The organism is Microbacterium sp. JZ101, assembly GCF_053903175.1.
This window is the reverse complement of the sequence record NZ_CP096400.1, coordinates 200,593-224,769: the sequence shown is the minus strand read 5'-3', so window position 1 is coordinate 224,769 and position 24,177 is coordinate 200,593. Positions and strand designations below refer to the sequence as shown.

At 70.2% G+C, this 24,177-nt stretch carries 17 protein-coding genes and 1 pseudogene; 11 read left to right on the top strand and 7 right to left on the bottom strand.

Annotated elements, in window-relative coordinates; all coding sequences use genetic code 11:
- Positions 1-115: 115 nt before the first annotated feature.
- From M1D56_RS00995 to M1D56_RS00975, 5 genes are all read left to right on the top strand, one after another.
- Positions 116-361 (top strand): hypothetical protein, encoded by a 246-nt coding sequence (locus M1D56_RS00995; protein ID WP_456284394.1) that lies wholly within the window; start codon positions 116-118, stop codon positions 359-361.
- Positions 362-485: 124 nt separating this feature from the next.
- Positions 486-1,016 carry a fibronectin type III-like domain-contianing protein gene (locus tag M1D56_RS00990; RefSeq protein ID WP_456284393.1) on the top strand — a complete coding sequence of 177 codons (531 nt, stop codon included), beginning with the start codon at positions 486-488 and terminating at the stop codon, positions 1,014-1,016.
- A 188-nt stretch (positions 1,017-1,204) separates the two neighbouring features.
- Positions 1,205-3,394 carry an MMPL family transporter gene (locus M1D56_RS00985; protein ID WP_456284392.1) on the top strand — a complete coding sequence of 730 codons (2,190 nt, stop codon included), beginning with the start codon at positions 1,205-1,207 and terminating at the stop codon, positions 3,392-3,394.
- 5 nt (positions 3,395-3,399) lie between these two features.
- Positions 3,400-4,644, top strand: a complete 1,245-nt coding sequence (locus tag M1D56_RS00980; protein ID WP_456284391.1) for a sensor histidine kinase — start codon at positions 3,400-3,402, stop codon at positions 4,642-4,644.
- Positions 4,641-5,303 carry a response regulator gene (locus M1D56_RS00975; protein WP_456284390.1) on the top strand — a complete coding sequence of 221 codons (663 nt, stop codon included), beginning with the start codon at positions 4,641-4,643 and terminating at the stop codon, positions 5,301-5,303. Before M1D56_RS00980 ends, M1D56_RS00975 begins: the two co-directional genes overlap by 4 nt.
- Positions 5,304-5,345: 42 nt before the next feature.
- Here M1D56_RS00975 and M1D56_RS00970 read toward each other — a convergent pair whose 3' ends face one another.
- From M1D56_RS00970 to M1D56_RS00950, 5 genes are all read right to left on the bottom strand, one after another.
- Positions 5,346-5,975 (bottom strand): TetR/AcrR family transcriptional regulator, encoded by a 630-nt coding sequence (locus M1D56_RS00970; RefSeq protein WP_456284389.1) that lies wholly within the window; start codon positions 5,973-5,975, stop codon positions 5,346-5,348.
- On the bottom strand, positions 5,972-6,958 hold the full coding sequence (locus tag M1D56_RS00965) for a Gfo/Idh/MocA family protein (RefSeq protein WP_456284388.1): 987 nt from the start codon (positions 6,956-6,958) through the stop codon (positions 5,972-5,974). The genes M1D56_RS00970 and M1D56_RS00965 overlap by 4 nt, the downstream gene beginning before the upstream one ends.
- On the bottom strand, positions 6,951-8,687 hold the full coding sequence (locus tag M1D56_RS00960) for a 3-ketosteroid-delta-1-dehydrogenase (RefSeq protein WP_456284387.1): 1,737 nt from the start codon (positions 8,685-8,687) through the stop codon (positions 6,951-6,953). The genes M1D56_RS00965 and M1D56_RS00960 overlap by 8 nt, the downstream gene beginning before the upstream one ends.
- A gap of 75 nt (positions 8,688-8,762) precedes the next feature.
- Positions 8,763-11,021 (bottom strand): beta-glucosidase, encoded by a 2,259-nt coding sequence (locus M1D56_RS00955; protein WP_456284386.1) that lies wholly within the window; start codon positions 11,019-11,021, stop codon positions 8,763-8,765.
- Between the two features lie 53 nt (positions 11,022-11,074).
- Positions 11,075-12,418, bottom strand: coding sequence for an MFS transporter (locus M1D56_RS00950; protein ID WP_456284385.1), 1,344 nt, complete (start codon positions 12,416-12,418; stop codon positions 11,075-11,077).
- Between the two features lie 228 nt (positions 12,419-12,646).
- Here M1D56_RS00950 and M1D56_RS00945 point away from each other — a divergent pair, with 228 nt between their 5' ends.
- The 6 genes and pseudogenes from M1D56_RS00945 (at position 12,647) to M1D56_RS00920 (ending at position 21,694) form a co-directional block, all read left to right on the top strand.
- Positions 12,647-14,116 carry an NAD-dependent epimerase/dehydratase family protein gene (locus tag M1D56_RS00945; protein ID WP_456284384.1) on the top strand — a complete coding sequence of 490 codons (1,470 nt, stop codon included), beginning with the start codon at positions 12,647-12,649 and terminating at the stop codon, positions 14,114-14,116.
- A gap of 78 nt (positions 14,117-14,194) precedes the next feature.
- The gene (locus tag M1D56_RS00940; protein ID WP_456284383.1) at positions 14,195-15,157 is read left to right on the top strand and encodes a LacI family DNA-binding transcriptional regulator; all 963 of its coding nucleotides are present in this window, start codon (positions 14,195-14,197) and stop codon (positions 15,155-15,157) included.
- 123 nt (positions 15,158-15,280) lie between these two features.
- A complete protein-coding gene (locus M1D56_RS00935; RefSeq protein WP_456284382.1) occupies positions 15,281-17,755 on the top strand; it encodes a glycoside hydrolase family 3 N-terminal domain-containing protein in 2,475 nt (824 codons plus the stop codon).
- Positions 17,756-17,797: 42 nt separating this feature from the next.
- A pseudogene (locus tag M1D56_RS00930) lies at positions 17,798-18,235 on the top strand (MFS transporter); the annotation flags it as partial.
- A 73-nt stretch (positions 18,236-18,308) separates the two neighbouring features.
- Complete coding sequence (locus M1D56_RS00925; protein WP_456284381.1) at positions 18,309-19,091, top strand: MFS transporter; 783 nt, start codon at positions 18,309-18,311, stop codon at positions 19,089-19,091.
- 62 nt (positions 19,092-19,153) lie between these two features.
- Entirely contained in the window at positions 19,154-21,694 is a 2,541-nt protein-coding gene (locus tag M1D56_RS00920) for a family 78 glycoside hydrolase catalytic domain (RefSeq protein ID WP_456284380.1), read from the top strand.
- Positions 21,695-21,805: 111 nt separating this feature from the next.
- Here the strand turns inward: M1D56_RS00920 and M1D56_RS00915 are convergent, their stop codons facing one another.
- Together M1D56_RS00915 and M1D56_RS00910 are read right to left on the bottom strand one after the other, a co-directional pair.
- Positions 21,806-23,344, bottom strand: coding sequence for a CoA transferase (locus M1D56_RS00915; protein WP_456284379.1), 1,539 nt, complete (start codon positions 23,342-23,344; stop codon positions 21,806-21,808).
- Positions 23,281-24,177: an alpha/beta fold hydrolase gene (locus M1D56_RS00910; protein ID WP_456284378.1), complete on the bottom strand. Its 897-nt coding sequence runs from the start codon at positions 24,175-24,177 to the stop codon at positions 23,281-23,283. The genes M1D56_RS00915 and M1D56_RS00910 overlap by 64 nt, the downstream gene beginning before the upstream one ends.

Genomic DNA, 24,177 nt, shown 5'->3' with positions numbered 1-24,177 from the left:
CGCGAGCTACACGACGCGCACAAGGTTAACAATGTGCATGCCTGCCTCCGCTACGATCACTAGCGCGCGCTATTACGCTTCGGCGCTGAGCGGTGAAGAAGCAGAGAGGCTTTCCATGACAATGACGACTCGCACGCCGATGCGGACGCGGTTGCTCGACGCTCCGCTGTTCACGAGTCGCGTGCGCTCGGCACAGGTCTCGGCGCGCGAGCGGTGGCTCGGGTATCTCATCGGCCCGGCTGGCGCGCTCCTCCTCAACGCCGTGCTGGCGAGCTACCTCAACGTCTACTACACGGACGTTCTGGGCGTGCCCGGGCTGTGGGGAGGCGCGTTCCTCATCGTGTTCCCGATCGTCTCGTAGATCCTGCACGCGGGCACGAACTTCCTCATGGGATACCTCATCGACCGCACACGCACCTCGCAGGGCAAGGTATCCCTTCGGCCATGGGCTGTCGTACACCTCATTCGCGTACAGTGACCTGCGCGTGAGCGCCGCGACGAACGGACTCACGGCGAGCGTCACCGTGACCAACACGGGCTCCCGTCGGGGCCGCGAGGTTGCGCAGTTCTACGTGAGCGCTCCCGGTGCCACTGTGCGGCGGGCCGTCCGCGAGCTCGCCGCCTTCGACGCCGTCGAGCTGGAACCCGGCGAGTCCGCGACCATTGACGTCGACCTCCGCCGCGAGGATCTGTCCTTCTGGGACACGGCGGCGGGGCGGTGGGTCCTCGAGCCGGGGGCCGACGTCGTGCACGTCGGCGCCTCCCGCCGCGACCTGCGCCTGTCGGCATCTGTCGAGCTGGCGGGTGACGTCGCCGAGACGCCACTGACCGATGCGTCGACCGTCGGAGAGATGATGGCGCACCCGGTCGTCGGCCCACTGGTGGCCGACATGTCCGGCGCGGCGCAGGGCGTCGACACGGTCGAGGGCCTCGGCTCTGACGCGATGCGGATGTTCGCGGCGATCCCGCTCAGGCAGGCCGTCGCGATGAGCAGCGGAAACTTCACCCGCGAGTAGCTGGACCAGCTCCTCGCTCTCGCTAACGGCGAGCCCACGGGGGATCTCGCCGCGCGCTGAGAACTGCGCGCGTCGCCGCGCCTACTGCGCTCGCAGTAGATGAAGATCCTGCGCCTGGCAGACGTGGCGCGCCGCTGCGGCGGAAAGGCTGGAGATCGTCCGATTTCCTGTCTTGAGGAAGGGGCCTTATGGCTCGTCTGCTGTCACGTCTGGGGCGCTTCAGCGCCCGCCATCGCTGGGCCACGGTGTTCAGCTGGGTCGTCGCGCTCGTCGCCCTCGCCGTCGTCGCACTGAGCGGCATGAAGTTCAGCGACGGCGCCTTCGACGTTCCCGGCACGCCCTCGAGCAAGGCGATGTCGGTGCTGGAGGAGGAGTTCCCGACCGACGATGACGCCGCGAAGGCGCTGCAGCTCGTTGTGAGCACAGGAGACCACGCGGATGTCACGGACCCAGAGATCGGCGCAGACATCGCCGCCGCCCGGGACGAGCTCGCGGCGATCGACGGCGTTCTGACCGTCTCCGACCCGTTCGATCCTGCGCGACCGTACGTCTCGCAGGATCTGAGCACGGCCGTGGTGTCGCTCGAGGTCGACCCCGATGCGGACGCCGAACGGGTCTCCGAGGAGGTCGCGGACGTCGCTGCCGGCCTGGGCGCCGACGGTCTCACCGCGGAGGTCGGCGGGAGCCTCGAGTCGGGCGTGCCGGAGATCATGGGCCCGAGCGAGATCGTCGGCGCCGCGCTGGCGTTCATCGTCCTCTTGATCACCTATGGATCGCTCGTGGCCGCGGGCGCGAACATGCTCGGCGCGCTCGTCGGTGTGGGTGTCGGCATCCTCGGTGTGCTGGGCTTCTCGGCGATCGCCCCGATCGGCTCGCTCACGCCGATCCTCGCGGTCATGCTGGGGCTCGCGGTCGGGATCGACTACTGCCTGTTCATCCTCGCCCGCTTCCGGTCCGAGCTGCGTGAGGGCGCGAGCGTCGAGGACGCCATCGCCCGCGCCGTGGGCACCGCGGGGTCGTCCGTCGTCTTCGCGGGCGCGACCGTCATCATCGCCCTGGTCGGACTGACCGTCGTCGGGATCACGTTCCTCGGTGAGATGGGCCTGGCGGCCGCGTTCGCCGTCGCCGTCGCCGTCCTGATGGCGCTCACGCTGCTTCCGGCGATGCTGAGCTTCATGGGCCGCCGTGCACTGTCGCGCAAGGACCGTGCGTCGCGCAGCACACATCCGGGCAGCGGCGGGCGCTTCATCACCGGATGGGCGAACTTCGTCACCCGCCACCGCGTGGCGAGCCTCTTCGGCGGCGCGCTGCTGCTCGGCGCGCTGGCACTTCCGGTGACGGCCATGCAGACGACGCTGAATGTCCCCGGCGGCGAGGACCCCGAGTCGAGCCAGCGCGCGGCGTACGAGCTGATCGCGGACGAGTTCGGTGAGGGCGCACAGGATCCTCTTGTGGTCCTGGTGCGGCACGACGACGTGGAGCAGGTGCTGCCGGATATTCATGAGCACCTGTCCGAGCTCGACGACGTCGCCATGGTCGTCCCGGCCGGCGTCAACGACCGCGGTGACGTCGCCATGCTCACCGTCATGTCGGAGCACGGCCCGCTCGACGACGAGACGAAGGACCTCGTGCGCGATCTGCGCGCCGAGGACCGCCAGGTGGACGACGCCCAGCTGCTCGTCACCGGCGGCACGGCGATGGGCCTCGACTCCGACGAACAGCTGCAGTCGGCGCTGACCACGTACATCGCTCTTATCGTGGGCCTGTCGCTGCTGCTGATGATCGTGCTCTTCCGCTCGATCCTCGTTCCTCTCGTCGCCACGATCGGCTTCCTGCTGTCCCTCGGCGCCGGCCTCGGCGCGACCGTCGCCGTCTTCCAGTGGGGCTGGCTGGACGCGCTGATCACGTCACCGCAAGGCAACCCGCTGCTGAGCCTGCTGCCGATCGTCGTGACGGGCATCCTGTTCGGGCTCGCGATGGACTACCAGGTGTTCCTCGTGTCTCGCATGCACGAGGCCCACACGCAGGGCATGTCCCCGGTGGAAGCGATCCGCACGGGCTTCCGCCGCTCGGCGATCGTCGTCGTCGCAGCCGCCGCGATCATGGCCGCGGTGTTCGGCGGGTTCGCGATGAGCCCCTCCTCCCTGGTCGGCTCCATCGCCCTCGCGCTCACGGTGGGTGTCGTCGCAGACGCCTTCATCGTCCGCATGGTGCTTGTGCCTGCGGCACTCGCCCTGCTCGGGAAGGCGGCCTGGTGGATGCCGCGATGGCTCGACCGCATCCTGCCGAACATCGATGTGGAGGGCGCCGCGCTCGAGCGGCCGACCGCGTCGTCGTCGGAGGAGACGGCGACGCCCGCGCCGGCCGGCGTCCGGTGATGCCCGTGGCGGTATCGGGCGCGTGCTGTGGTCGGCCCGGTACCGCCGCGGCGTGGCAGAGTGCTGATATGAGCGACGGTTCCCTCTCGGCGCCGCAGCGCCCGCGCGGCCTCGGTCTGGGCCTGAACCGCATCGAGTGGGCGCTCGATGCGGCAGCGGCGATCGCGCTTGTTGTCGAACTGACGCGCGAGATCTCCACGGGCTCGTTCTCCACGCTCCCAGTGGTGGTTCTCGCCGCAGCGTCCGTGGCGGCGCGCCGACGGCTTCCGATCGTGGCCGCGTCCGCCGCGCTTCTCGTCAGCGGGCTGGCCCTGCTGGCACCGGCGGGCGCGGTGCCGCTGTGGGTCGCCGCCGAGGTCTGCCTGTTCTCTCTCGCGCTCCGCCGTCCGCGCCGCATCGCCCTCTGGTTCGGCGCGGCGCACGCCACGCTGCTCTACGTCGGCGCCGTGGTCGTCTTCCGGGCGGCACCGCTCGAGCCGGTGGCGCTGATCCTGCCTGTGTGGACCGCGGCGGTCGTCTCGGTCGGCCTGTTCCTGCGCACGAACGACGACTACGTCCGCGCGCTCGAAGAGCACAGCCGATCCGCGGCCGCCTACCGCGAAAGCGAGGTGCGCCATAAGGTCGACGAGGAACGGCTCCGCATCGCTCGCGACCTCCACGACTCGGTCGCGCACACGGTCTCCGCCGTCGCCATCCACGCGGGCGCCGCCGAACGGCACCTGACCGGCGACACCGAGCGAGCCCGGACCGCGCTCCAGCAGGTGCGGGCCTCGGCCCGCGCCGTCGTGGACGAGCTTCAGGATGTCCTGGCGGTGCTTCGGAATCCCGGCGACAGCGCCGAGGACGAGCGGGGGGCGCTCCCCGGCCTGGACGGGCTCGAGGCACTCGTGGAGGCCACGAGAGCGACCGGCATGCACGTCGAGTACAGCGCGAGCCTGCCGGCCTCGCTCGACCGATCGGTCGGCGTCGCCACGTACCGCATCGTTCAGGAATCACTCACGAACGCGCGCAAGCACGGGACGGATCCGGTCACCGTGTCGATCAGGCATGACGATCGCACGCTGCGCATCCATGTCGTCAATCGGCTCCGCGGCACCGCGCGCGAAGACGTGCGCGGCTTCGGGCTCATCGGCATGCGGGAACGTGCAGCGAGCGTGCACGGCACGCTCCGCGCGAGCGCCGAGCCGCATCGGTTCGTCCTGCGCGCGACCCTGCCGCTCCACGCTCACGAAACGGAGGGGCTGGGATGATCCGCGTCCTGCTGGTCGACGATCAGGCCGTGATCCGCGCCGGCCTGCGCAGCGTCCTCGAATCCGCGGACGTCTCCGTTGTCGGCGAGGCGCCGGACGGCGCGCGTGGTGTGGAGCTCGCGCGAAGCCTGCATCCGGACGTCGTGCTCATGGATCTCCGGATGCCCGGGCAGGATGGCGCCGCTGCGACGAAGGAGATCCGCTCCGACGATTCCCTCGAGGACGTCCGCATCCTCGTGCTGACGACATTCGACGGGGACAGAGACGTGGTCGCCGCGCTGTCGGCGGGAGCCGACGGGTTCCTCGGGAAGGCCGCCGATCCCGATGAGATCATCGGGGCCGTCGAGCGCGTGGCCGCAGGCGAATCCTCGCTGTCCGCCCGCGCGTCTCGTGCCGTGATCACCCATCTGTCCGCGGCGCCGAACCAGCCCCGCGCCGAGATCGACCCGGAGCTCGCGGCTCTCGTGGCGACACTGACCCCCCGAGAGCGCGACCTCGTCGCGGCAGCAGCACGGGGAGAGGACAACGCGACCATCGCCCAGCGCCTCTTCATCTCGCCGCTGACGGTGAAGACCCACCTCAATCGCGCCATGACCAAGCTGGGCGCACGCGACCGCGGGCAGCTCGTCGCGTTCGCCTACCGCGGTGGCGTTGTCTGACGGGGGTCCTCCCCTGCCGTTCGCAGCGGGCAGCTGGGAGGGTCAGGCGACGACGAGTGCGGCGACCGCCTGCCACAGCGCGTCGCCATCGGACTCTGCGGAATCGCTGCCGGTGTGCCGGCGCATAGCGCGCCGCGACGCCTCATCGAGCCACAGGGCGATCACGACGCGCGCCGCGAGGGGCACCGGCATACGCAGGCTCAGTCCCCTCTGAGACGTGAACTCGCTGACGAGGGCTGCCGTCTGCGACTCGAGCGACGCGAAGAACCCGCGCGCGATGTCGCGGGCCTCTGGGAGCCGGATCGACAGCAGCCTGACCTCCGTCAGGATCAGCACCGCAGAGTCCTCGGCGAGTGATTCGTCGACCGCGTGTCGGACGCGTGCGCGCCAGTCTCCTGCAGAGTGCGCCTCTACGAGGGCGACAGCGCGGACCCGGGCGATCGTGTTGTGCGCGATCTCGGCGGCCAGCTCGATCAGGAGCTGCTCCTTCGAGGTGAAGTTCGAGTAGAAGGCGCCCCGCGAGTATCCGGCGTGCCCGCAGATCGTCTGGATCGAGCAGCCGGCGACGCCGTGCGCGGCGAAGGCCGTCTTGGCGGCATCCAGCAGGTGACGTCGCGTGCGCGCGCGCCGACGCTTCGCGCCGGTCACGGTCGTGACGTCGGGAGCCGTCACCGTGCGCGGTCCTCGAGTCCCGCGGCGGCGGCGATGCGCGCGAGCAGGCGCTGATGAGCCGCGGCCTCTTCGGCACCGGTGGAGATCGCTGCTCCATCGAGCACTGCATCGCGGAAGGTCTCTGCCTGGAACGCGTAGGTCGACCGCCGCTCCGCGGCTTCCTCGCGGCGCTCGCCGTTCGCCACGACCCTGGCGCGTGCTCCGTGCTGGGGGTGATACGGGAACGTGACCCGCATTCGCCCGTGCGTGCCCGTGACGACGAGCGACATGTCGAAGAGCCGGGCGGACCACATCGAGGCGACGACTTCGCCGCGCACATCCCCCGGGTACGTCATCGTCGCCGTGATGCGCCGATCCACCTCGCGCATTACGCTCGCGCGGGCGTCGTCGACGCGCACCGGCGGGCCCAGCAGCTCGGTGAGCAGGCGAGTCGGGTAGTAGCCGAGGTCGAGCAGGGCGCCGCCTCCGAGGGCCTTCTGCCATCGGATGTCCTTCCCCGGGGGGATCGGCACGCAGAACGTCGCACGAGCGGACCGGATCTGCCCGAGTTCGCCGGACCGGACGATCTCGGTGAGCCGGCGCTGGAACGGGTGATGGTGGGAGTGATAGGCCTCCATCAGCACCCGGTCGCTGCGCCCCACGGCGTTGACGATCCGCACCGCAGCGTCGGGCTCGGCTGTGAAGGGCTTCTCCACCAGCACGTGCTTGCCCGCTTCGAGCGCGGCGATCGCCCACGGTGCGTGCAGCGACGGCGGCAGAGGGATGTAGACGGCGTTGATGCTGTCGTCCGCGAGAAGCCCGTCATACGAACCGTGCACCATCGGGATGCTGTGCTTCCGAGCGAATGCGTCTGCCTTCGCGCGGTCACGCGCAGCGATCGCGACCACATCGAGACCGCGGATCTCGGAAGCCGGTCGCAGCAGGGCCTGTGGGACGATCCTCGCGGCGCCGAGAACCCCGATGCGGACCCGATCCTCAGCCACGGACTCCGCCCTGCCCCGGACCGGCAGCCGACAGCGCATGCCGTGCGGCGACGTGGCCCATCACGAGGCCCTGCCCGATGGTGGCCCCTGCCCCGGGGTACCGGTTGCCGTACACATTGGCGGCCGTGTTGCCGATCGCGTACAGGCCGGGGATCGGTTGCCCGTCGTCGGTCAGGACACGGGCATGCTCGTCGGCGGCGAGCCCGCCGCACGTGCCGAGGTCGGACAGCACGATGCGCACGGCGTAGAGGCGGCGCTCGTCGAGCGGACGGAGATTGGGGTTGGGCCTGACTGTGGGGTCGCCGTAGTAGCGGTCGTACGCGCTGCCGCCCCGGTGGAAGTCGTCATCCACCCCGGCCGCCGCGAGCTGAGCGAAGCGCTCGGCGGTATGCGCCAGCGTGTCGGCCGGAAGCCGCGTCCTGCTCGCGAGCTCGCGCCAGGATCCGGCCCTCACAGCGATGCCGTGGTCGTACCAGGCCTTCGGCAGAGGCATGCGCGGGAAGACACTGCCCCCGAGCAGGTACCTGTTGCGGTAGCTCTGGTCGAACACGAGCCACATCTCCCGCACCGGGCGCCCCTCCCGCTCGCGCCGCAGCAGCTCCTGCCCGAACGACATGTAGTCGGTGGCTTCGTTGATGAAGCGCCTGCCCTCCTGGTCGACCATAAACGACCCGGGAAGCGAGCGCTCCGCCAGCAGCACGACTGGCCTCTCCCCCGGCAGCGGCGCGACGGCGGGGAACCACCACGCCTGATCCATGAGCGCCAGGCCCGCGCCGACCGCCTGCCCGGCGGCGATCGCATCGCCGGTGTTGCCGTCGGCGCCCAGACTCCAGTCCCCGAGCAGCGCGGACTGCTCACGACGACGGCGCTCGAGTTCGTGGTCGAAGCCGCCGGCGGCGAGGACGACACCGCGCGTGGCCGTCACCTGGATGAGCTCTCCCCCGCGACGGACGATCGCACCGGTGACCTGCCCGTCCTCGACCACCAGCCGCTCGAGCGCAGTGCGCGTCCAGACGGGGACTCCCATTCGCAGAGCGGCGTCGTAAAGACCCGCCGCGAGGGCCTGCCCCCCGGCGACGTATCGGCGCCCGAGCACGAGGCCGCCGAGGCCCTGGATCGCGCGCTTGACCGCGACCCACAATCCGCGCTGCGGCACGCGAAGCATGAGGTTGAGCCACTTGTAGTCGGCGCCCGTGACGGGCATGGGGATCGGTGCGGCCATTGTCGCCGGGCGCAGCCGCGTGCGATTCCTCCCGAGGAGCGCGGCATCGAAGGGCCGGGATTCGCAGCTGCGACCGAGGGCCGAGCCGCCCGGACGCTCGGGGTGGTAGTCGGAGTAGCCGCGCGCCCAGCTGAACTGCATCCGCGTCGTGCGCTGCAGCATCCGGATGGCATCGGGGCCGTGCTCCAGGCAGCTCTCCCAGCGCTCGCGCGGAGCGGCATCTCCGACGAGGTCCTCGAGGTACGTGCGCGCGTCCTCAAGTGTGTCCTCGGGCGCCTCCTGAGCGAGAAGCGGATTCGCCGGCACCCAGAAGGCGCCCCCGGAGCGTGCGGTCGATCCACCCACCAGGTCGGTCTTCTCGATCACCAGTACGTCGGCGCCCAGCTCGCGGGCGGACACGGCGGCCGCGAGGCCGGCGCCTGAGCCGACGACGAGCAGGTCGACGATCCGCGGTTCGACCATGCCGCCTGTCGCCGCGGTAGTGCTGGCGGAAGTGCTCTCACTCATGGGCGGACTCCTCACGAGAGCGGCGCAGCTCCTCGGCTCCGCAGGGCACGGTGCATACGGATGGCGACGTCACGGTCACACCACCGGCGCGGGCATCCTGCTCAACCCGATGAGCTGCTCGAGGGCCTCGGCGGGGATCGCGCCGTTGGTGAAGACGAGGAACTGCCGCATCGGCATCGACTCGACCATCCGCAGGCCGTCCGGGTTCGCCTCCGCCTGCTGCTGCTGCTCGGGCGTCATCGACGCGGTCAGCCCTTCCATAAGCGCCGGGCCGACCAGCGGGTGGGCGAACCAGTCGCCGACCGAGGACTCCATGCTGAGCTCGCGCACCACGGTGTCCCCCGCGAGCGAGATGATCTGCTCCGCGATCAGGGTCTGCGCATCTGCGCACACCTGCACCGCGTAGTCGCCCGATGCGACCACCCAGTCGCCCGCTTCGACGTCCCAGTAGGCGAAGGCGCGCCGGTCGAGCTCGAACGTCACGGTACGCGACTGGCCAGGCTGCAGTTCGACCTTGGCGAACGCACGCAGCTCGCGGAGAGGACGGCGGACGCGTCCTGCCGTCGTCGAGACGTACAGCTGCACCACGTGCTTGCCCGTGACAGAGCCCGTGTTGCGCACGGTGACGTGCGCGGAGGCTGTATTGGAGCCGGTGGCCGCGACTTCTAGGCCGGTCGTCTCGAAGGTGGTGTACGACAGGCCATGCCCGAAGGGGTACCGCACAGGGATGCCCGCGGTCGTGTAGTAGCGGTAGCCGACGAAGACGCCCTCGCCGTAGCGGACGTGCCCCTGCTCACCGGGGAAGTTCAGCCAGCTCGGATTGTCCTCGAGCCGCAGCGGGATGGTCTCGGCGAGATGTCCGGACGGGTTGACCACGCCGAACAGGATGTCCGCCAGCGCGCCGCCTCCGGCCTGGCCGAGGAGGAACCCCTCGACGATGGCGTCGACCTCGTCGTGCCATCCTTCCAGGGACACGACGCCGCCATTAGAGAGCACCACGACGGTCCTCGCCGCGGTCTGCGCCACCGCGCGGATCAGCTCGACCTGCCGCTCGGGGAGCAGCAGAGTCGTGCGGTCGAAGCCCTCCGACTCCTCCCGCTCGCCCAACCCGGCGAACACGACGGCGACGTCCGCAGCCGACGCGGTGGCCACCGCGTCCTCCCTGAGCGCCTCGGCCTCGACAGCATCCGCGTCCGCATCGAGGGAGAAGCCGGGGGCGTGGACGACCCTCACCTCGCGGGGACCGGCGAGCGCCTGAATCTCCGCGAGCGCGGTGTCCGTGCGGGTGGCGTTGATGTGGGAGCTGCCGCCGCCCTGGAAGCGGGGCTCGGTGGCGAACGCGCCGATGACCGCGACGGTCGTGCGGGCCTCCAGCGGGAGCGCGCCGCCCTCGTTCTTCAGCAGCACCACGGAGCCTGCCGCCACCTCACGAGCGACACGATGGTGGGCGTCGACGGGGATCTCGGACACCGACGGCCGCGGGCGCTCGGTGAGGGCGAGCACGCGCCGGACGGATGCGTCAACGAGCGCCTCCTCCAGGGCCCCGGACTCGACGGCCGCCGCGATCTGCGCGTCGGTCGCGCCGTTGCTGCCGGGCATCTCGAGATCCATACCCGCGCGCACGCCCTCGACGCGGTCGCTGACGGCGCCCCAGTCGGAGACCACGGCGCCCTGGTAGCCCCAGTCGCCGCGGAGGACATCCGTGAGCAGCCAGCGGTTGTGCGAGGCGGGCACGCCGTTGATCCGATTGTACGAGCACATCACCGTGGCGGGCTGCGCCTCGGTGACCACGCGCTCGAACGCGGGCAGGTAGATCTCACGCAGGGTCCGCTCGTCGACATCCGCGCTGACACGCATGCGCTCGGTCTCCTGGTTGTTGGCCGCAAAGTGCTTCACCGAGGCGCCGGGGCCGACCTCCTGCAGCGCGGTGACGTACGCCGCGCCGAGCACACCCGAGATCAAAGGGTCCTCCGAGTAGTACTCGAAGTTGCGGCCGCACAGCGGCGAGCGCTTGATGTTCACGCCCGGCCCGAGCACGAGATCCAGGCCGAACGCGGAAGCCTCGCGTGCGACACCGGCGCCGACGGCCTCGGCGAGCTGCGGATCCCAGCTGGACCCCACGGCGACAGCGGGCGGGAAGCATGTCGACGGGGCGCTGTGGCCGATGCCCAGGTGATCGGAGTCGGCGTCCTGGTATCGGACGCCGTGAGGGCCGTCCGCCATGCTGACGGAGCGGACGCCGGCGTCGTCGATGGGCTTGGTCGAGCCCCAGTCGCGTCCGGAGAGCAGAGATGCCTTCTGCTCCAGGCTGAGATGCGAGAGGTCGTCGGTCATGGCGAGTGAGCTCCAGTCAGATGGCGGCGGTCGTCAGGTCAGGATGGGCGGCCTCAGCGGACCGAACGGATGCGCATCACGACCGCGCCGGCGAGGACGACGGAGAGCGCACCCACGAGGTACAGCAGCGTGTAGTTGCGGTCGGCTCCCGTGACCCCGATGAGCAGGATCGCGGAGGCCGCGAGCGGCGCGAGCGACTGCGGAATCGACGTCGCGAAGCCCACGATGCCCATGAACCGGCCCGCGTCCGTCTCGCGCTCGGGGAGGACGTCTAGGAGCAGGGCGGTATCGACGGCCGCGAACAGGCCCAGGCCGATCGACGTGACCAGCGAGCCGACGATCAGCATCGTGAGGTCCGGGGCGAGGCCCGAGACGAGCATTCCCGCGGCCATGATCACGCCGCCGATCAGGACGAAGATCCGCCGCCGATGCAGGCGGTCCGACAGGAAGCCGCCTCCGAGGGCGCCGGCGGTCACAGCGAGGATGCTGCCGAGGCTGAGGGAGGCGATGACGCCGGTCACCGATTCCACGGCCACTCCCAGGCGGTCGGCGAAGAAGTACGCGGTGTAGGTCGTGTTCAGGGTGATGCCGGTGTAGAAGAGGAACCGTCCCAGCCAGTTCCACGAGAAGTCGGGGTACTTCCGGGGGTTGAACAGGTACTTCGCGAGCAGCTGGGTGACGGTGAGCGCGTCCTTCGGCATCCCGCGGCTGTCATCCTCATGCACGAGCGTGACGAAGAGCAGCACGAAGACGATCCCGACGGCGCCGGGCACCAGGAACAGCAGCAGGGGGTCGCCCGTGAAGAACTGGGCGAGGATGACGCCGAAGACGGGCGCGATCTGCGTGGCGAAGCTCGTCAGACCCGCAACCCGGCCGCGCTGGGCCTCGGGCAGGCGGTCGGCCTGCGAGATGTTGAGGTTGCTGAGCGCAGTCCCCCAGCCCGCCTGAGCGAGGATCCATCCCGCTCCGAGGAGCAGCACGTTCGGTGCGAGGGCCATGACGAACAGCGCCGCGGTCCCGACGAGCATGCCGCCGATGAGGAACGGCCGCCGGCGCCCGATCCGGGTGCGCGTGCGGTCGCTCCAGACGCCCATGAAGGGCGACGTGAGCATCACGAACAGTGCGCCGGCACCGGTGATCAGGCCGAGGAACTCGGGGTGGCCGGGGGCGAGCGCATTGACCCTGATCGTGAGCGAGATCGCCATCGGGGTGATGAACGCCATGAAGACGCCGAACTGCGCGAGCGTCATCAGCCAGTCGTAGCGCGGGCCGACCTGTGGCAGATCCAGGCCGCCGCCCGAATCGGTCCCGACTGCGGCGGCCCGGCCACCCGGCGCCGGGCCGATCGTCGCCGAGGTCTGGGTGACAAGCGGCCCGGCCGTGGTCTGGTTGTTCATCTGGACTCCGTCGTCGAAGAAGCGCTTCCGTGAAGCGGGGAACTTGCGCGTGCAAGCGCGACGAACCTACCAACGGCAACTTGCGCGCGCAAGTTGTTGCCTTGCGCACACCGGCCATGGTACGTAAGGTCTCACTAGCGCGAGATAGTGCGTGAGCGGATACCCGCTCACGTGCGCCGCACCCGGCGGTGCCGACCGAGCACGCGACCGACACCCGAAACGAGACCCATGCCCGACACCTTCGACCGCACCGTTCTCCTGACCGGCGCGACCGGCAACTGGGGGCGCGCCACCCTGCGCGCGTTCCGCGAGCGACCCGACATCCGCGTGCGGGCGTTCGCCCTGCGATCGGCGGCCGACGATGCCGCGCTCGCCGAATTCGCGGACATGCCGAACCTCGAGGTGTTCCGAGGAGACCTCACGCGCTACGACGACGTCCGCCGGGCGATCTCCGGCGTCGACGTCGTTCTGCACGTCGGGGCCATCGTCTCCCCCTTCGCCGACGACCACCCCGACCTCGCCCGCCGGGTGAACATCGGCTCAATGCAGAACATCGTGCGCGCTGTGCGCGCCCTGCCCGACCCGGCCGCCGTCGCCGTCATCGGCATCGGGTCGGTCGCCGAGACCGGGGATCGGCAGGAGCCTGTGCACTGGGGACGCGTGGGCGATCCGCTGCGCGTGTCGCAGTTCGACGAGTACGGGCAGACGAAGATCGTCGCGGAGCGGCTGCTCGTGGACTCGGGCCTCCCCCGCTGGGCGTGGCTGCGTCAGACCGGCATCTTCCACCCCGGGATGCTCGAGATCCGCGACCCGATCATGACGCACTCGCCGTTCTCCGGAGTCATGGAGTGGGCGACCGCCGAAGATTCCGCTCGGCTGCTCGTCGGCGTCGCGTCGCGCGGTGTCCCCGAGCAGTTCTGGCGCGGCGTTTACAACATCGGCGGCGGCGAGCAGTGGCGGCTGACGAACTGGGAGCTGCAGACGATGCTGGGTGGCGCGATGGGCGTTCGCGACATCCGCGGCTGGTACGAGCGCAACTGGTTCGCGCTGAAGAACTTCCACGGGCAGTGGTACAGCGACAGCGACCGCCTGCACGAACTCGTCCCGTTCCGGCAGGACACCGTGAAGGACGCGCTCGAGCGGGCGCTGGCCGCCGCCCCCTCGTCGGTGCGCTCGGCCGGCAAGGTGCCCGCGTGGCTCGTGAAGCACCTCGTCATGAAGCCCCTCACCCGCCGACCCCGGGGCACCATGGGCGCCGTGCGGGGAGGACGCGAGGATGAGGTGGCCGCGTACTTCGGCTCACGCGAGACCTGGGAGTGGATCGGCGACTGGAGCACCTTCACGCCTCCGGCTCCGTCTCGCATGCCGGTTCTCCTCGACCATGGATACGACGAATCGAAGGATCCGTCGACGTGGACCGTGGACGACTACGCAGGCGCGGCGGTCTTCCGCGGTGGCGAGCTGCTGAGCACCGAGGCGGGCGCCCCTTCGGCCCCGCTCGTCTGGCGCTGCGGCTTCGGGCATGTCTTCGCGGCGAGCCCTCGGCTCATCCTCACGGCCGGGCACTGGTGCCCCGAGTGCGTGCGCGACAGCGCGGGATACGGCAGGCAGGCCGACGTCAACCAGCACCTCGCACAGGTCGAGAACGCCTCGACACCGCGGCCGGCGGCGCGCCGGGAAGAGGCTGCCCGTCATTAGGATGACGTCGTGAGAGCTTCCGATTCCCCTGTGCCCGGATCCTCGTCACCCGAGCGATCCCAGGCCGCCAATCGCCGCGTGACCGCGGCCGATGTCGCGCGGTCCCTCGGTCTCTCGCGCGCCACGGTGGGCTTCGTCCTGAACGACACCCCAGGGCAGACGATCCCGCCCCATACGCGCGAGCGTGTGCTGGCCGAGGCCCGGCGGCTCGGATACCGGCCGCACCTCGCCGCCCGGGCACTCGCGAGCGGCCAGTCGCGGATCATCCTGCTCGTCCTGCCGGATTGGCCCATCGACTTCACCATGCGTCGCAACATTGAGGAGGCCACCCTCGCCCTGGACGAGGCCGGTTACTCGCTGGTCACGCACAACCCGCTGCACGCGGGCAAGGCGCGACCCCTGTGGGAGACCCTGCAGCCCGACGTGGTGATGTCGCTCACGCCCTTCGCGCCCGAGCGGCTGGATCAGCTCCACGCGGCGGGCGTGCACAAGATCGTCCCCGATCCCGCCCACGTCCCCATCGAGGCGTACACCGAGCAGGGCCCCGCACTGCAGGTCACCCATCTCGCAGACAAGGGCCACCGAGTGCTCGCGTTCGTCGGCACGGCGGATGCGCGACTGGCCGGCCTGGTCGACGAGCGATACGCGCGAGCCGCCGACGCCGCCCGCGACGCGGGGGTGACACTCGTGGACGCGGGCGCCGTGTCGCTTGCAGACGACGATTCCGCGGCGCGGGCGCTCGACGTCGCGCGGGAGGCTGACGCGACCGGCATCGTCGCGTACAACGACGACGTCGCGATCGCCCTCGTCGGGGCGGCCATCCGCGCGGGGCTGAACGTGCCGGGCGATATCGCGGTCATCGGTCACGACGACATCCCCCTCGCGGCCGCCGTCGAACCGCGCATCACGTCGATCCGCTTCGACATCGCGGGGCTGGGTCGCTACCTCGCGGGCATCGCACTCAGCCTCGCGGAGGACTCGCCCCTACCGGAGTCGGCGCCGACACGCTACCTCGCCGTGATCGAACGCGACTCCGCCTGACCCTGGACGCGTTCGCCTCCACCTCCTGATCAAGCCGTTTCTGCCGCCGCTTGCGCGCGCTGGCGATCGACTGTAGGGTCCAGTACGCGCGCGAGTAGCGCGCGCTAGTAACTGAAGGTGCCCATGACACTGCCGTCCCCCGCCGTCTCCGACCTCTCGCCTCTCGAGAGCGCTGTCGACGCCCTCACGCTCGAGGAGAAGGCTCTCCTCGTCGAGGGCGTAGGCGCGTGGAACACCAATGCGGTCGACCGCCTCGGGATTCCCGCCCTGTTCGTCACCGACGGACCGCACGGCGTGCGCAAGGTGCGCAGCGCCGACGGAGGCTTCGGCGTATCCGACAACGAGCCCTCGACCGCCTTCCCGACGACCGCGACGGTCGCGGGATCGTGGGACCCGGAGAACGCTCGGCGCATGGGCGCGGCGATCGCGCATGAGTGCGTGGACCTCGGAGTCGATGTGCTGCTCGCGCCCGGAGTCAACATCAAGCGCCACCCGCTGTGCGGGCGCAACTTCGAGTACTACTCCGAAGATCCGCTGCTCAGCGGCGTCCTCGGGACCGCCTTCGTCGAGGGCGTGCAGTCGAACGGTGTGGGCACCTCGCTCAAGCACTTCGCGGCGAACTCGAACGAGAACTATCGCTTCGTGGGGGACAGCATCGTTGACGAACGGGCTCTGCGCGAGATCTATCTGCGGCAGTTCGAGCGCGTCGTCCGCGAGGCCAAGCCCGCGACGGTGATGTGCGCCTACAACGCCATCGGAGGGGTGTTCAGCTCCGACAACCGCGCCCTGCTGACGGGCATCCTGCGGGAGGAGTGGGGATTCCAGGGGGCCGTGATGACGGACTGGGGTGCGACGCACGATCGCGTCGCCGCGCTCCACGCCGGCTGCGACCTCGACATGCCTGGCGAGGTGGAAGCCAATCGCCGCGCGATCCAGCGTGCCGTCGCCGATGGTCGGCTGCCGATGAGCGTCCTCGACACGTCGGTGCGCCGCATCCTGCGCCTCATCGAGGACAGTCGGCGGGCCGAGCGGCCACGCGAACCCCATGATCCCCGGGCGCACGCCGCACTCGCCGAGGCCATCGCCGCCGACAGCGCCGTGCTGTTGCAGAACGACGGAATCCTGCCGCTGTCCGCATCGGCGAGCGACATCGTCGTAGTCGGCGAGATGTTCGAGCGCATGCGCTTCCAAGGGGCGGGGTCGTCGCTCATCACGCCGACCGAGATCGTCTCGCCGAAGGATGCGTTCGACAGCCGGGGAGTCCGCTACACCTACGCTCGCGGATATCGCTCCTTCACGCCGGGTCGGGATGCCGCGCTGGAGCGGGAGGCACTGGATGCGGTGCTCCCCGGCCAGACCGTGCTGTTCTTCGGCGGCCTCAGCGATCTGGAGGAGAGCGAGGGGTTCGATCGCGAGACGATGGCCTTGCCCGAGGCGCAGTCCGCGCTGCTTCGCGCGCTGCTGGACACCGGAGCCCGAGTCGTGCTCGTGCTCTACGCCGGCGCCCCCGTGTCCCTGCCGTTCGCGGAGGAGCTGTCGGCCGTCCTCGACATGTACCTGCCCGGGATGCGCGGGGGCGAAGCGACCGCCTCCCTGCTGTTCGGCGAGGTCTCCCCCTCGGGGCGGCTCGCCGAGAGCTGGCCGCTCGACGAGAACGATGCCAGTGCGCGCGCCGACTGGGATCGCGGCCCGCAGTCGCGCTACTACGAGTCGATCTACGTGGGCTATCGCTTCTACGACGCAGCGGGAACCGCTCTGCGATACCCGTTCGGACATGGCCTGAGTTACACCGAGTTCGAGTACCGCGACCTGCAGGTCCGCCACGAAGGAGACGACGTGCTCGTCACGCTCGACGTGGCGAACGTCGGTGAGCGCGATGCGCGAGAGGTCATCCAGCTCTACGTGCGGAACAACCGCGGGGAGGTCTTCAAGGCCGAGAAGGAGCTGCGCGCTTTCACGAAGGTCGCCGTCCCCGCCGGCGAGACGGTCTCCGTCACGCTGCGCTTCCCGCTGAAGGATCTCGCATACTGGGACATCGCCGAGCACGGATGGGTGCTCGAGAACGGCGAGTACGAGGTTCTGGCCGCCGCATCTTCTCGCGACGTCCGGCTGTCGCACCCGCTGCGCGTCACGACGGGACGGGAGTCGCGTTCGCCCTACCCGGCTTCCGTGTCCGCCGATTACGCCCGGCCGCCGTTGCGCGAGCCGGAGAGCTTCACCACCCTGGTCGGCGCTCAGCCGTCGTACGAGCGTCCTCGTCGTCTGACGCTGGAGACCCGGCTCGACGATGCCCGCGGCACGATCACGGGCTCGCTCATGCACGCCCTCGTGGTGGGTCGGGTGAAGAAGCAGTACGCCGCCGCGCTCGCCCTGCCCGACAGCCTCGAACGCGACGCGCAGGTGAAGAACACGCATTTCCTCGTGCGGATGATGCCGTACAACTCGCTGCGGAGCATGGCGATGGCCTCCTCCGGTGCGTTCCCCCTGACGATGGCCGCCGCGATCGCCGACCTTGCCGCGCATCGCCCATTCCGCGCCCTTCGCCGGCTCGTCTCCGGCGGCCCGTCCGATGCCGCAAAGCCACCGCGCGCGTCCTGACCGCAGAGCACACCCAACAGCACACCCGACAAAGGAGTCTTCATGAACCGCCTCACCGACCAGCCGCCTCCCGCGCCGTTCGATCCCCTGCCCGACACGCCCACGGTCGCATCCGCCCCGGTCGGCAAGGTGAGCGCCGGATTCCTCGTGCTCTTCGGCCTCGCCAATTTCGGGCTGTACCTGACCGTGATGATGCCGGCGCTGTTCAGCCTTCCGTACAAGATCGGGCTGCTCGCGCCGGATGACAAGGTCGCCGTGCTGGGTGCCGTCGCGACCGTGGGCGCCGTCGTCGGAATCGTCGCCGGCCCGGTCGCGGGAGTCCTGTCCGACCGCACGCACACGCGCATCGGTCGCCGTCGGCCGTGGTTCGTGGGCGGTGTGCTCGTGCTCGCGGTGGGATCTGCCGTCGTGGCCCTGGCCCCGTCGATCCCGCTGCTGGTGGTCGGGTGGGTGATCGTATCTCTCGGCGGCGCAGGTGTCGCGGCGGCGATCACCCCGATCGTGGCCGAGCGCATCCCCGAGTCGCAGCGCGGCACGGCGAGCGATCGCCGGGGTGGCGACGCAGCTCGCGGGCGTCCTCGGATACACCATCGGCGGCTCTCTGACGTGGAGCATCCTCCTCATCTTCCTGCTGCCCGTCGTCGCGCTGGCGGTGCTGGGCGGCCTGTTCCTGTTCCTGACGCCCGAGCGGATCGTCGAGCTGCCCCGTCAGTCGATCCGCGACACGTTCCGCGAGCTCGGGTTCGATCCGCGTAAGCATCCGGACTTCTCCGTCCTGTGGGTCGGCAAGCTGCTGATGCAGATCGCGCTGGCATTCCTGTCGACGTACCAGCTGTACTTCCTGCTCGACCGGCTCGGCTTCACCGCGGAGGAGGCCGGACTCCGCCTCAGCCTCGTCGGCGGCATCGGAATCCTCGTCACGATGACGTTCGCGGTCGGCTCCGGGATCCTCTCCGACCGGCTCAAGCGGCGCCGGATCTTCGTGTTCATCTCCGGGATCCTCTCCGCGGTCGGCATGACGCTGATGGCGTTCACCGACGGGTTCGGCCTCTTCTTCGCCGCGGTCCTGTTCATCCTGGGCGCCGCGGGCATGTTCGGCTCGGTGGATGTCGCGCTCGCGAGCGACCTCGTGCCGGAGCCCGAGCGCGCCGGGAAGTGGATGACCAGCTACAACATCGCCGCGACGCTCTCGACGGCCGTCGCGCCGCTGCTCGGCGCCGCCATGCTCATGATCGACACGACCGACAGCAGCAACTACACCGCCCTGTTCCTGGCAGGCGCCGTCTTCTCGCTGGCCGCGGGCATCCTCACGATGTTCGTCCGGTCGGTGCGATGACCACTCCGATGTGACCACGGGGACGCCCGATCCCCACCTCGATACTCAGGAAGACCCGCTTGATGAGAATCTCCGCCCTCACCGTCGACGCCCAGTCCCACGGCTGCCTGACCGACGAGCCGCCCCGCATCGCCTTCGCTCTCGAATCCGCTGTCGCCGGGGAGGCGCTGGCATCGGCGACCATCTCGGTCGGCGACTGGAGCACGGAGACGACCGACCAGGTCGGCACGGTCTATACGGGCGACCTGAGGCCGCGCACCGAGTACCCGGTTCGTGTGACGGCAACGGGTGTCAGCGGAGCCCGGGCGGAGGCATCGACCAGCTTCCGCACGGGGCGGATGGACATCTCCTGGGTGGCGAAGTGGATCACCGACGCCAGCTACGAGACGCCCGAGAAGCAGTCGCCGACGCCCATGGCGTTCCGCCGCCGCTTCCACGCGCGCCCGGGGCTGACGCGCGCATGGATCGAGATCACGGCGCTCGGCGTCTACGAGCTCGACCTGAACGGCAGCAAGGTGGGCGAGGACTACTTCGCGCCGGGCCTCACGTCGTACCACCACCAACTCCAGTACCAGACGTACGATCTGTCGCCGGCTGAGGGCGAGAACACCGTCGTCGTGACCGTGGCCGGCGGCTGGGCGGTGGGTTCCTTCACCCACAAGCGCAAGAACAAGATCTACGCGGATCGGCAGGCGCTGCTTGCCGAGATCCACCTGGCGTACGCCGACGGCACGACCGAGATCGTCGCCACCGATGCGCAGTGGGACGTCAGCATCGACGGGCCCTACCGGATGGCGGAGTGGTACGACGGCGAGACGTTCGACGCCACCGTCACAGCGGAGGACCAGACCTGGAAGGCGGCCGACGTGACCGCCCCACGGGTCACGCCTCGCATCCTGGCCCAGTACGGCGCGCCCGTGCGCTCCCAGCGCGTGCTCTCACCCATCGGGCAGTCGGTCTCGCCGACGGGTGAGCTCGTCTACGACTTCGGCCAGAACTTCGCGGGCGTCGTCAGAGCGCGCATCCGAGGCGAGCGCGGGCGCACCGTCACCTTCCGCCACGCCGAGGTGCTCGTCGACGACGAGCTGTTCGTCACGTCGCTGCGCACGGCCAAGGCGACGGCGACCTACACCTGCGTCGACGGCGACCAGACGTACTCCCCTCGCCTGACGTACATGGGATTCCGCTACGTCGGGGTCACGGGGATCGCCCCGGAGGACCTCGAGCTCGAGGCTCTCGTGCTGCACTCCGACGTCCCCGAGACGGGGAGCTTCCGCTGCAGCAATGAGCTCATCAACCGGCTGCAGTCCGCCATCCAGTGGGGCGGCAGGTCGAACTTCGTCGACATCCCCACCGACTGCCCGCAGCGCGACGAGCGCGAGGGCTGGACCGGGGACTACGCCGTCTTCGCCTCCACCGCGTCGTACAACTTCGACATGAGCCGGTTCCTCGGCAAGTGGCTGCGCGACGTGAAGGCCGAGCAGGGCCGCGGGGGCGGCATCCCCATGGTCGTCCCCCGCGCAGGCAACCCGTACCCCGTGATGGCGACTGCGACGTGGGGCGACGTGTGCATCCTGGCGCCGTGGGCCGAGTACCTCGCGCGCGGCGACCTTCGGATGCTGCGGGATCAGTACCCCGTCATGAAGCGGTTCCTGAAGGCGGCCGGATGGTGGTCCGGCCTGTTCTCGGTGCGCCGCAATCGGCGTCGCATCTGGCGCTTCCCGTTCCACTTCGGCGACTGGACCGCGCCGGACACCGACGTGCGCGGCTGGCTGCGCCGCGGGCGCTGGGTGGCCACCGCCTACCTGGCCCAGTCGTACGGAATCGTCGCGCGCATCGCAGAACTGCTGGGAGAGCCGGGCGATGCTCGCCGCTACCGGCGGCTGCGCGACGAGGTCATCGAGGCGTATCGCGATGTGTTCACCGACGGCGAGGGCACGCTGAAGACCGAGTTCCAGACCGGCTACGTGCTGCCGCTCGCCTTCGGCATGACCTCGGGCCGCGAAACGCAGGCGATGGCCGACAACCTCATGCGTCTCATCTCGGAGGCGGACGGCCATCTCGCCACCGGCTTCCCCGGCACGCCTCAGCTGCTGTTCGCCCTGTCGGAGAACGGGCGCGTGAGCGAGGCGTTCGACCTGCTGCTGCAGACGACGAGCCCGTCCTGGCTCTACATGGTGGAATCCGGCGGCACGACGATCTGGGAGCGGTGGGATGCGCTGCGACCGGACGGCACCGTCAACATCGCCGATCTCAACGGCGGCTCGGACGAGGACTCCGGCGGCGGCATGGTCTCCTTCAACCACTACGCCGCGGGTGCCGTCGGCGATTGGCTGTACCGACGGGTCGCCGGGCTGGAGCCGCTGGAGGGCGGTTACCGGCGGTTCCGCGTGGCGCCGCTGCTCGGCGGCGGGCTGACCTCTGCCGAGGGGGCGGTGATGACGCCCTACGGCCGCGCACGCTCCTCGTGGACGCTGGAGCAGGATCGGTTCACGCTGTCCGTGGACGTGCCGGTGTCTGCCAGCTGCGTCGTCGAGCTGCCCGACGGCACCCGGCACGAGCTCTCGAGCGGCTCACACGAGCTCGAGTGCGCCGTCGCGTGAGCTGACGTACGCCGCCGACCCGATCGCTCCGCGGACCTGCGCGAGCGATCGGGTCGGAGCACTGACGCGGAACCCGGTTGGCAGGTCCCGCCTCGCCGACGGGGACGGCCCCTAGCTGTTCCAGGTGGGGGTCGCGGCCCCCGGTCGGTCGGGGGTCTTCTCCCAGAACAAAGGGGTGCGCTCTATCCCGATCGGGAACAGCATCCGCTTCACGGGCCCGAGCGGGCTGCCGTAGACGCGGTTCTCCCACGGCCCATCGAGCGGGAGCCGGATGTCAGGCCCGCCGTCGGGGTTCGGTCCGCCCTTCATGAGCAAGGAGGCCGTGCGCGCAAGCGAGTACCTGGTGACGGATCCCGCACCGGATTGCAGGCGCCGTGTGAGTCCGCGGATCGCCGCCGCCGCGATCTGGTAGCCGGTGGCGAGGTCCAGCCCCTCCACCGGGGTGTGACGGGGGCGCGTCGCATCGACCTCGTAGCCGTTGATGCGGAGCGGCAGGCGGCGCTCCGGGTCGGCGAGCGCCCATTCCTGGGTCGCGTTCGCCAGGCCGACGCTGAACTGCACAACGGTGTCGAATCCGCGGCGCATCTTCCATGGTCCCTCCCAGCCGTATGCGCGCAGGGCGACCTCGACCAGGTCGGGGTTGAGCCGGCGGCGCTCCTCCTCGGGAACGAAGCCGTCAATCGCCCCCGGACGATACCCGTGGACCAGCACGTCCGCTTCGGCGAGCAGTCGCTTGAACTGCTCGACCCCCTCAGGCGTCTTGAGGTCGAGGAAGGCCCACCGCTTGCCCAGCAGCAGGTCGTATCCGAGCGGCAGGTAGCGCGACTCCTCGGAGTCGGGCGCGTCGATGCGGAGCACCTCGGCGCCGAGCGCCGCCAGGAACCGGGTACCGGTCGGCCCGGCGACGACGCGCGTGAGGTCCAGCACCTTGATCCCCGACAGCGGTCGACCGGGGGTGGGTCGCCATTCCGCTCCGTCTGCGGCGAACTGGGTGACGGCGGCCAGCGGCTCGGCGTCCACCCCGGCCCCGGCTGGGTGCGCGAACCACTCGTCGGGTGTCCGGCTCGCCGCGACGATGCAGCCCTGGTCCACCAGCTCCTGCTCGATCTCGTCGACCGCGCGTTCCCGGATGACAGCCGCGACGGCGTCGATGCTGTCCTCGACACCGAGCGCCTTGACGATGCGCGCGCGATTGGACGGGAACGCGTGCAATCGCAGCCAGCGCCCGTCCGCGGTCGCGATCTCCGTGGCGAAATCCGGCATGTGGATCTGCCCGGTGGGCGGTGCGTCGAGTAGCCGTGACAGCGACGGGGGCAGGATGAACCATCCACTGCTGAGGACACGGTCGACTTCCACTGCGGATGCGGGGGTGCCGCCGGCCTCGAGCAGCTCGCTCACCGCTGCGCCGGCCACGCCGAACGCGGCGGCGGCGAAATCGGTCTGCGCGAACGCGCCGGGCAGCGAGCCCTCTCCGGTGAAGGAGACGCGCTCCGTGACGGACGCGTCGCCTCCGAGTGCTGCCCACATCTCGGACAGGAACGTGCGAGCGAGGGGCGAAGTCGTCTCTGACATGGCGTTGTACCTCTTCATTCGGTGTTCGAACGGCCGGCATCGCTCGGACGTCCGCTGGTGCTGCTCGGCGTCGGCCACCAGCCGTCCAGGAGCGCACGCAGCACTCCGACGAGGGCGAGCGGCTGCTCGAGCATCGGATTGTGGCCGGCTTCCGGCACGGTCGTCACGACGGAAGGCGCGGGGATGAGCTGCTGCATCTCGATCGCGGCCTCGGGGGTGACGAGCCCGTGGTCGGTGCGGATGATCGCGAGTGGCACGCGGACGTCGGGCAGCAGTCTGCGCAGGGGGACGCGGCGGATGCCGTAGCTGTCCGCGCGCTTCCAGCGCCAGGCGTCGCCGTCCCACGTCAAGGATGTCGCGGCGACGTGCCTCTGGATCGCCGGGTCCACCTCGATGCCCACCCGGGACGCAATGGGCGCGAATCGCGCGATTCCGTCCTCGAGGGACGCGAACCGGTCGCTCGGCTTCTCCCGAGCGGGCCACTCCCCGTCGTTGAACCGCACGTCGATGGTCGCAACGCCGGAGAGAGCGTCGCCCATGTCGAGGGCGGCGGTCACGGCGGGGAGCCCTCCCATGCTGTGCCCGACGACGACGGGGCGCGTGAGTCCGTCATCGCGGATCACCGCCGCGATCTCCCGCGCCCACTGCGTCGTGTCGTACTCGTCGCGCCACGTGCTGTCACCGTGCCCGGTGAGGTCGGGGGCGAGCACACGATGCCGACCGAGAAGCGGCGCGATGTGGTCCCACCATCGCGCGTGAGCCAGGCCTCCGTGGACGAGCACCAGCCCGGGGGCCCCGACGGGCCCCCAGGCGCGGTACCGTACCGTCGCACCCTCGACCTCGACGGCCCGCTGCTCCGGCCGTACCGCGAGCGCACGGCGCAGCCACTCGGGCGCGGCGGCATCGATCAC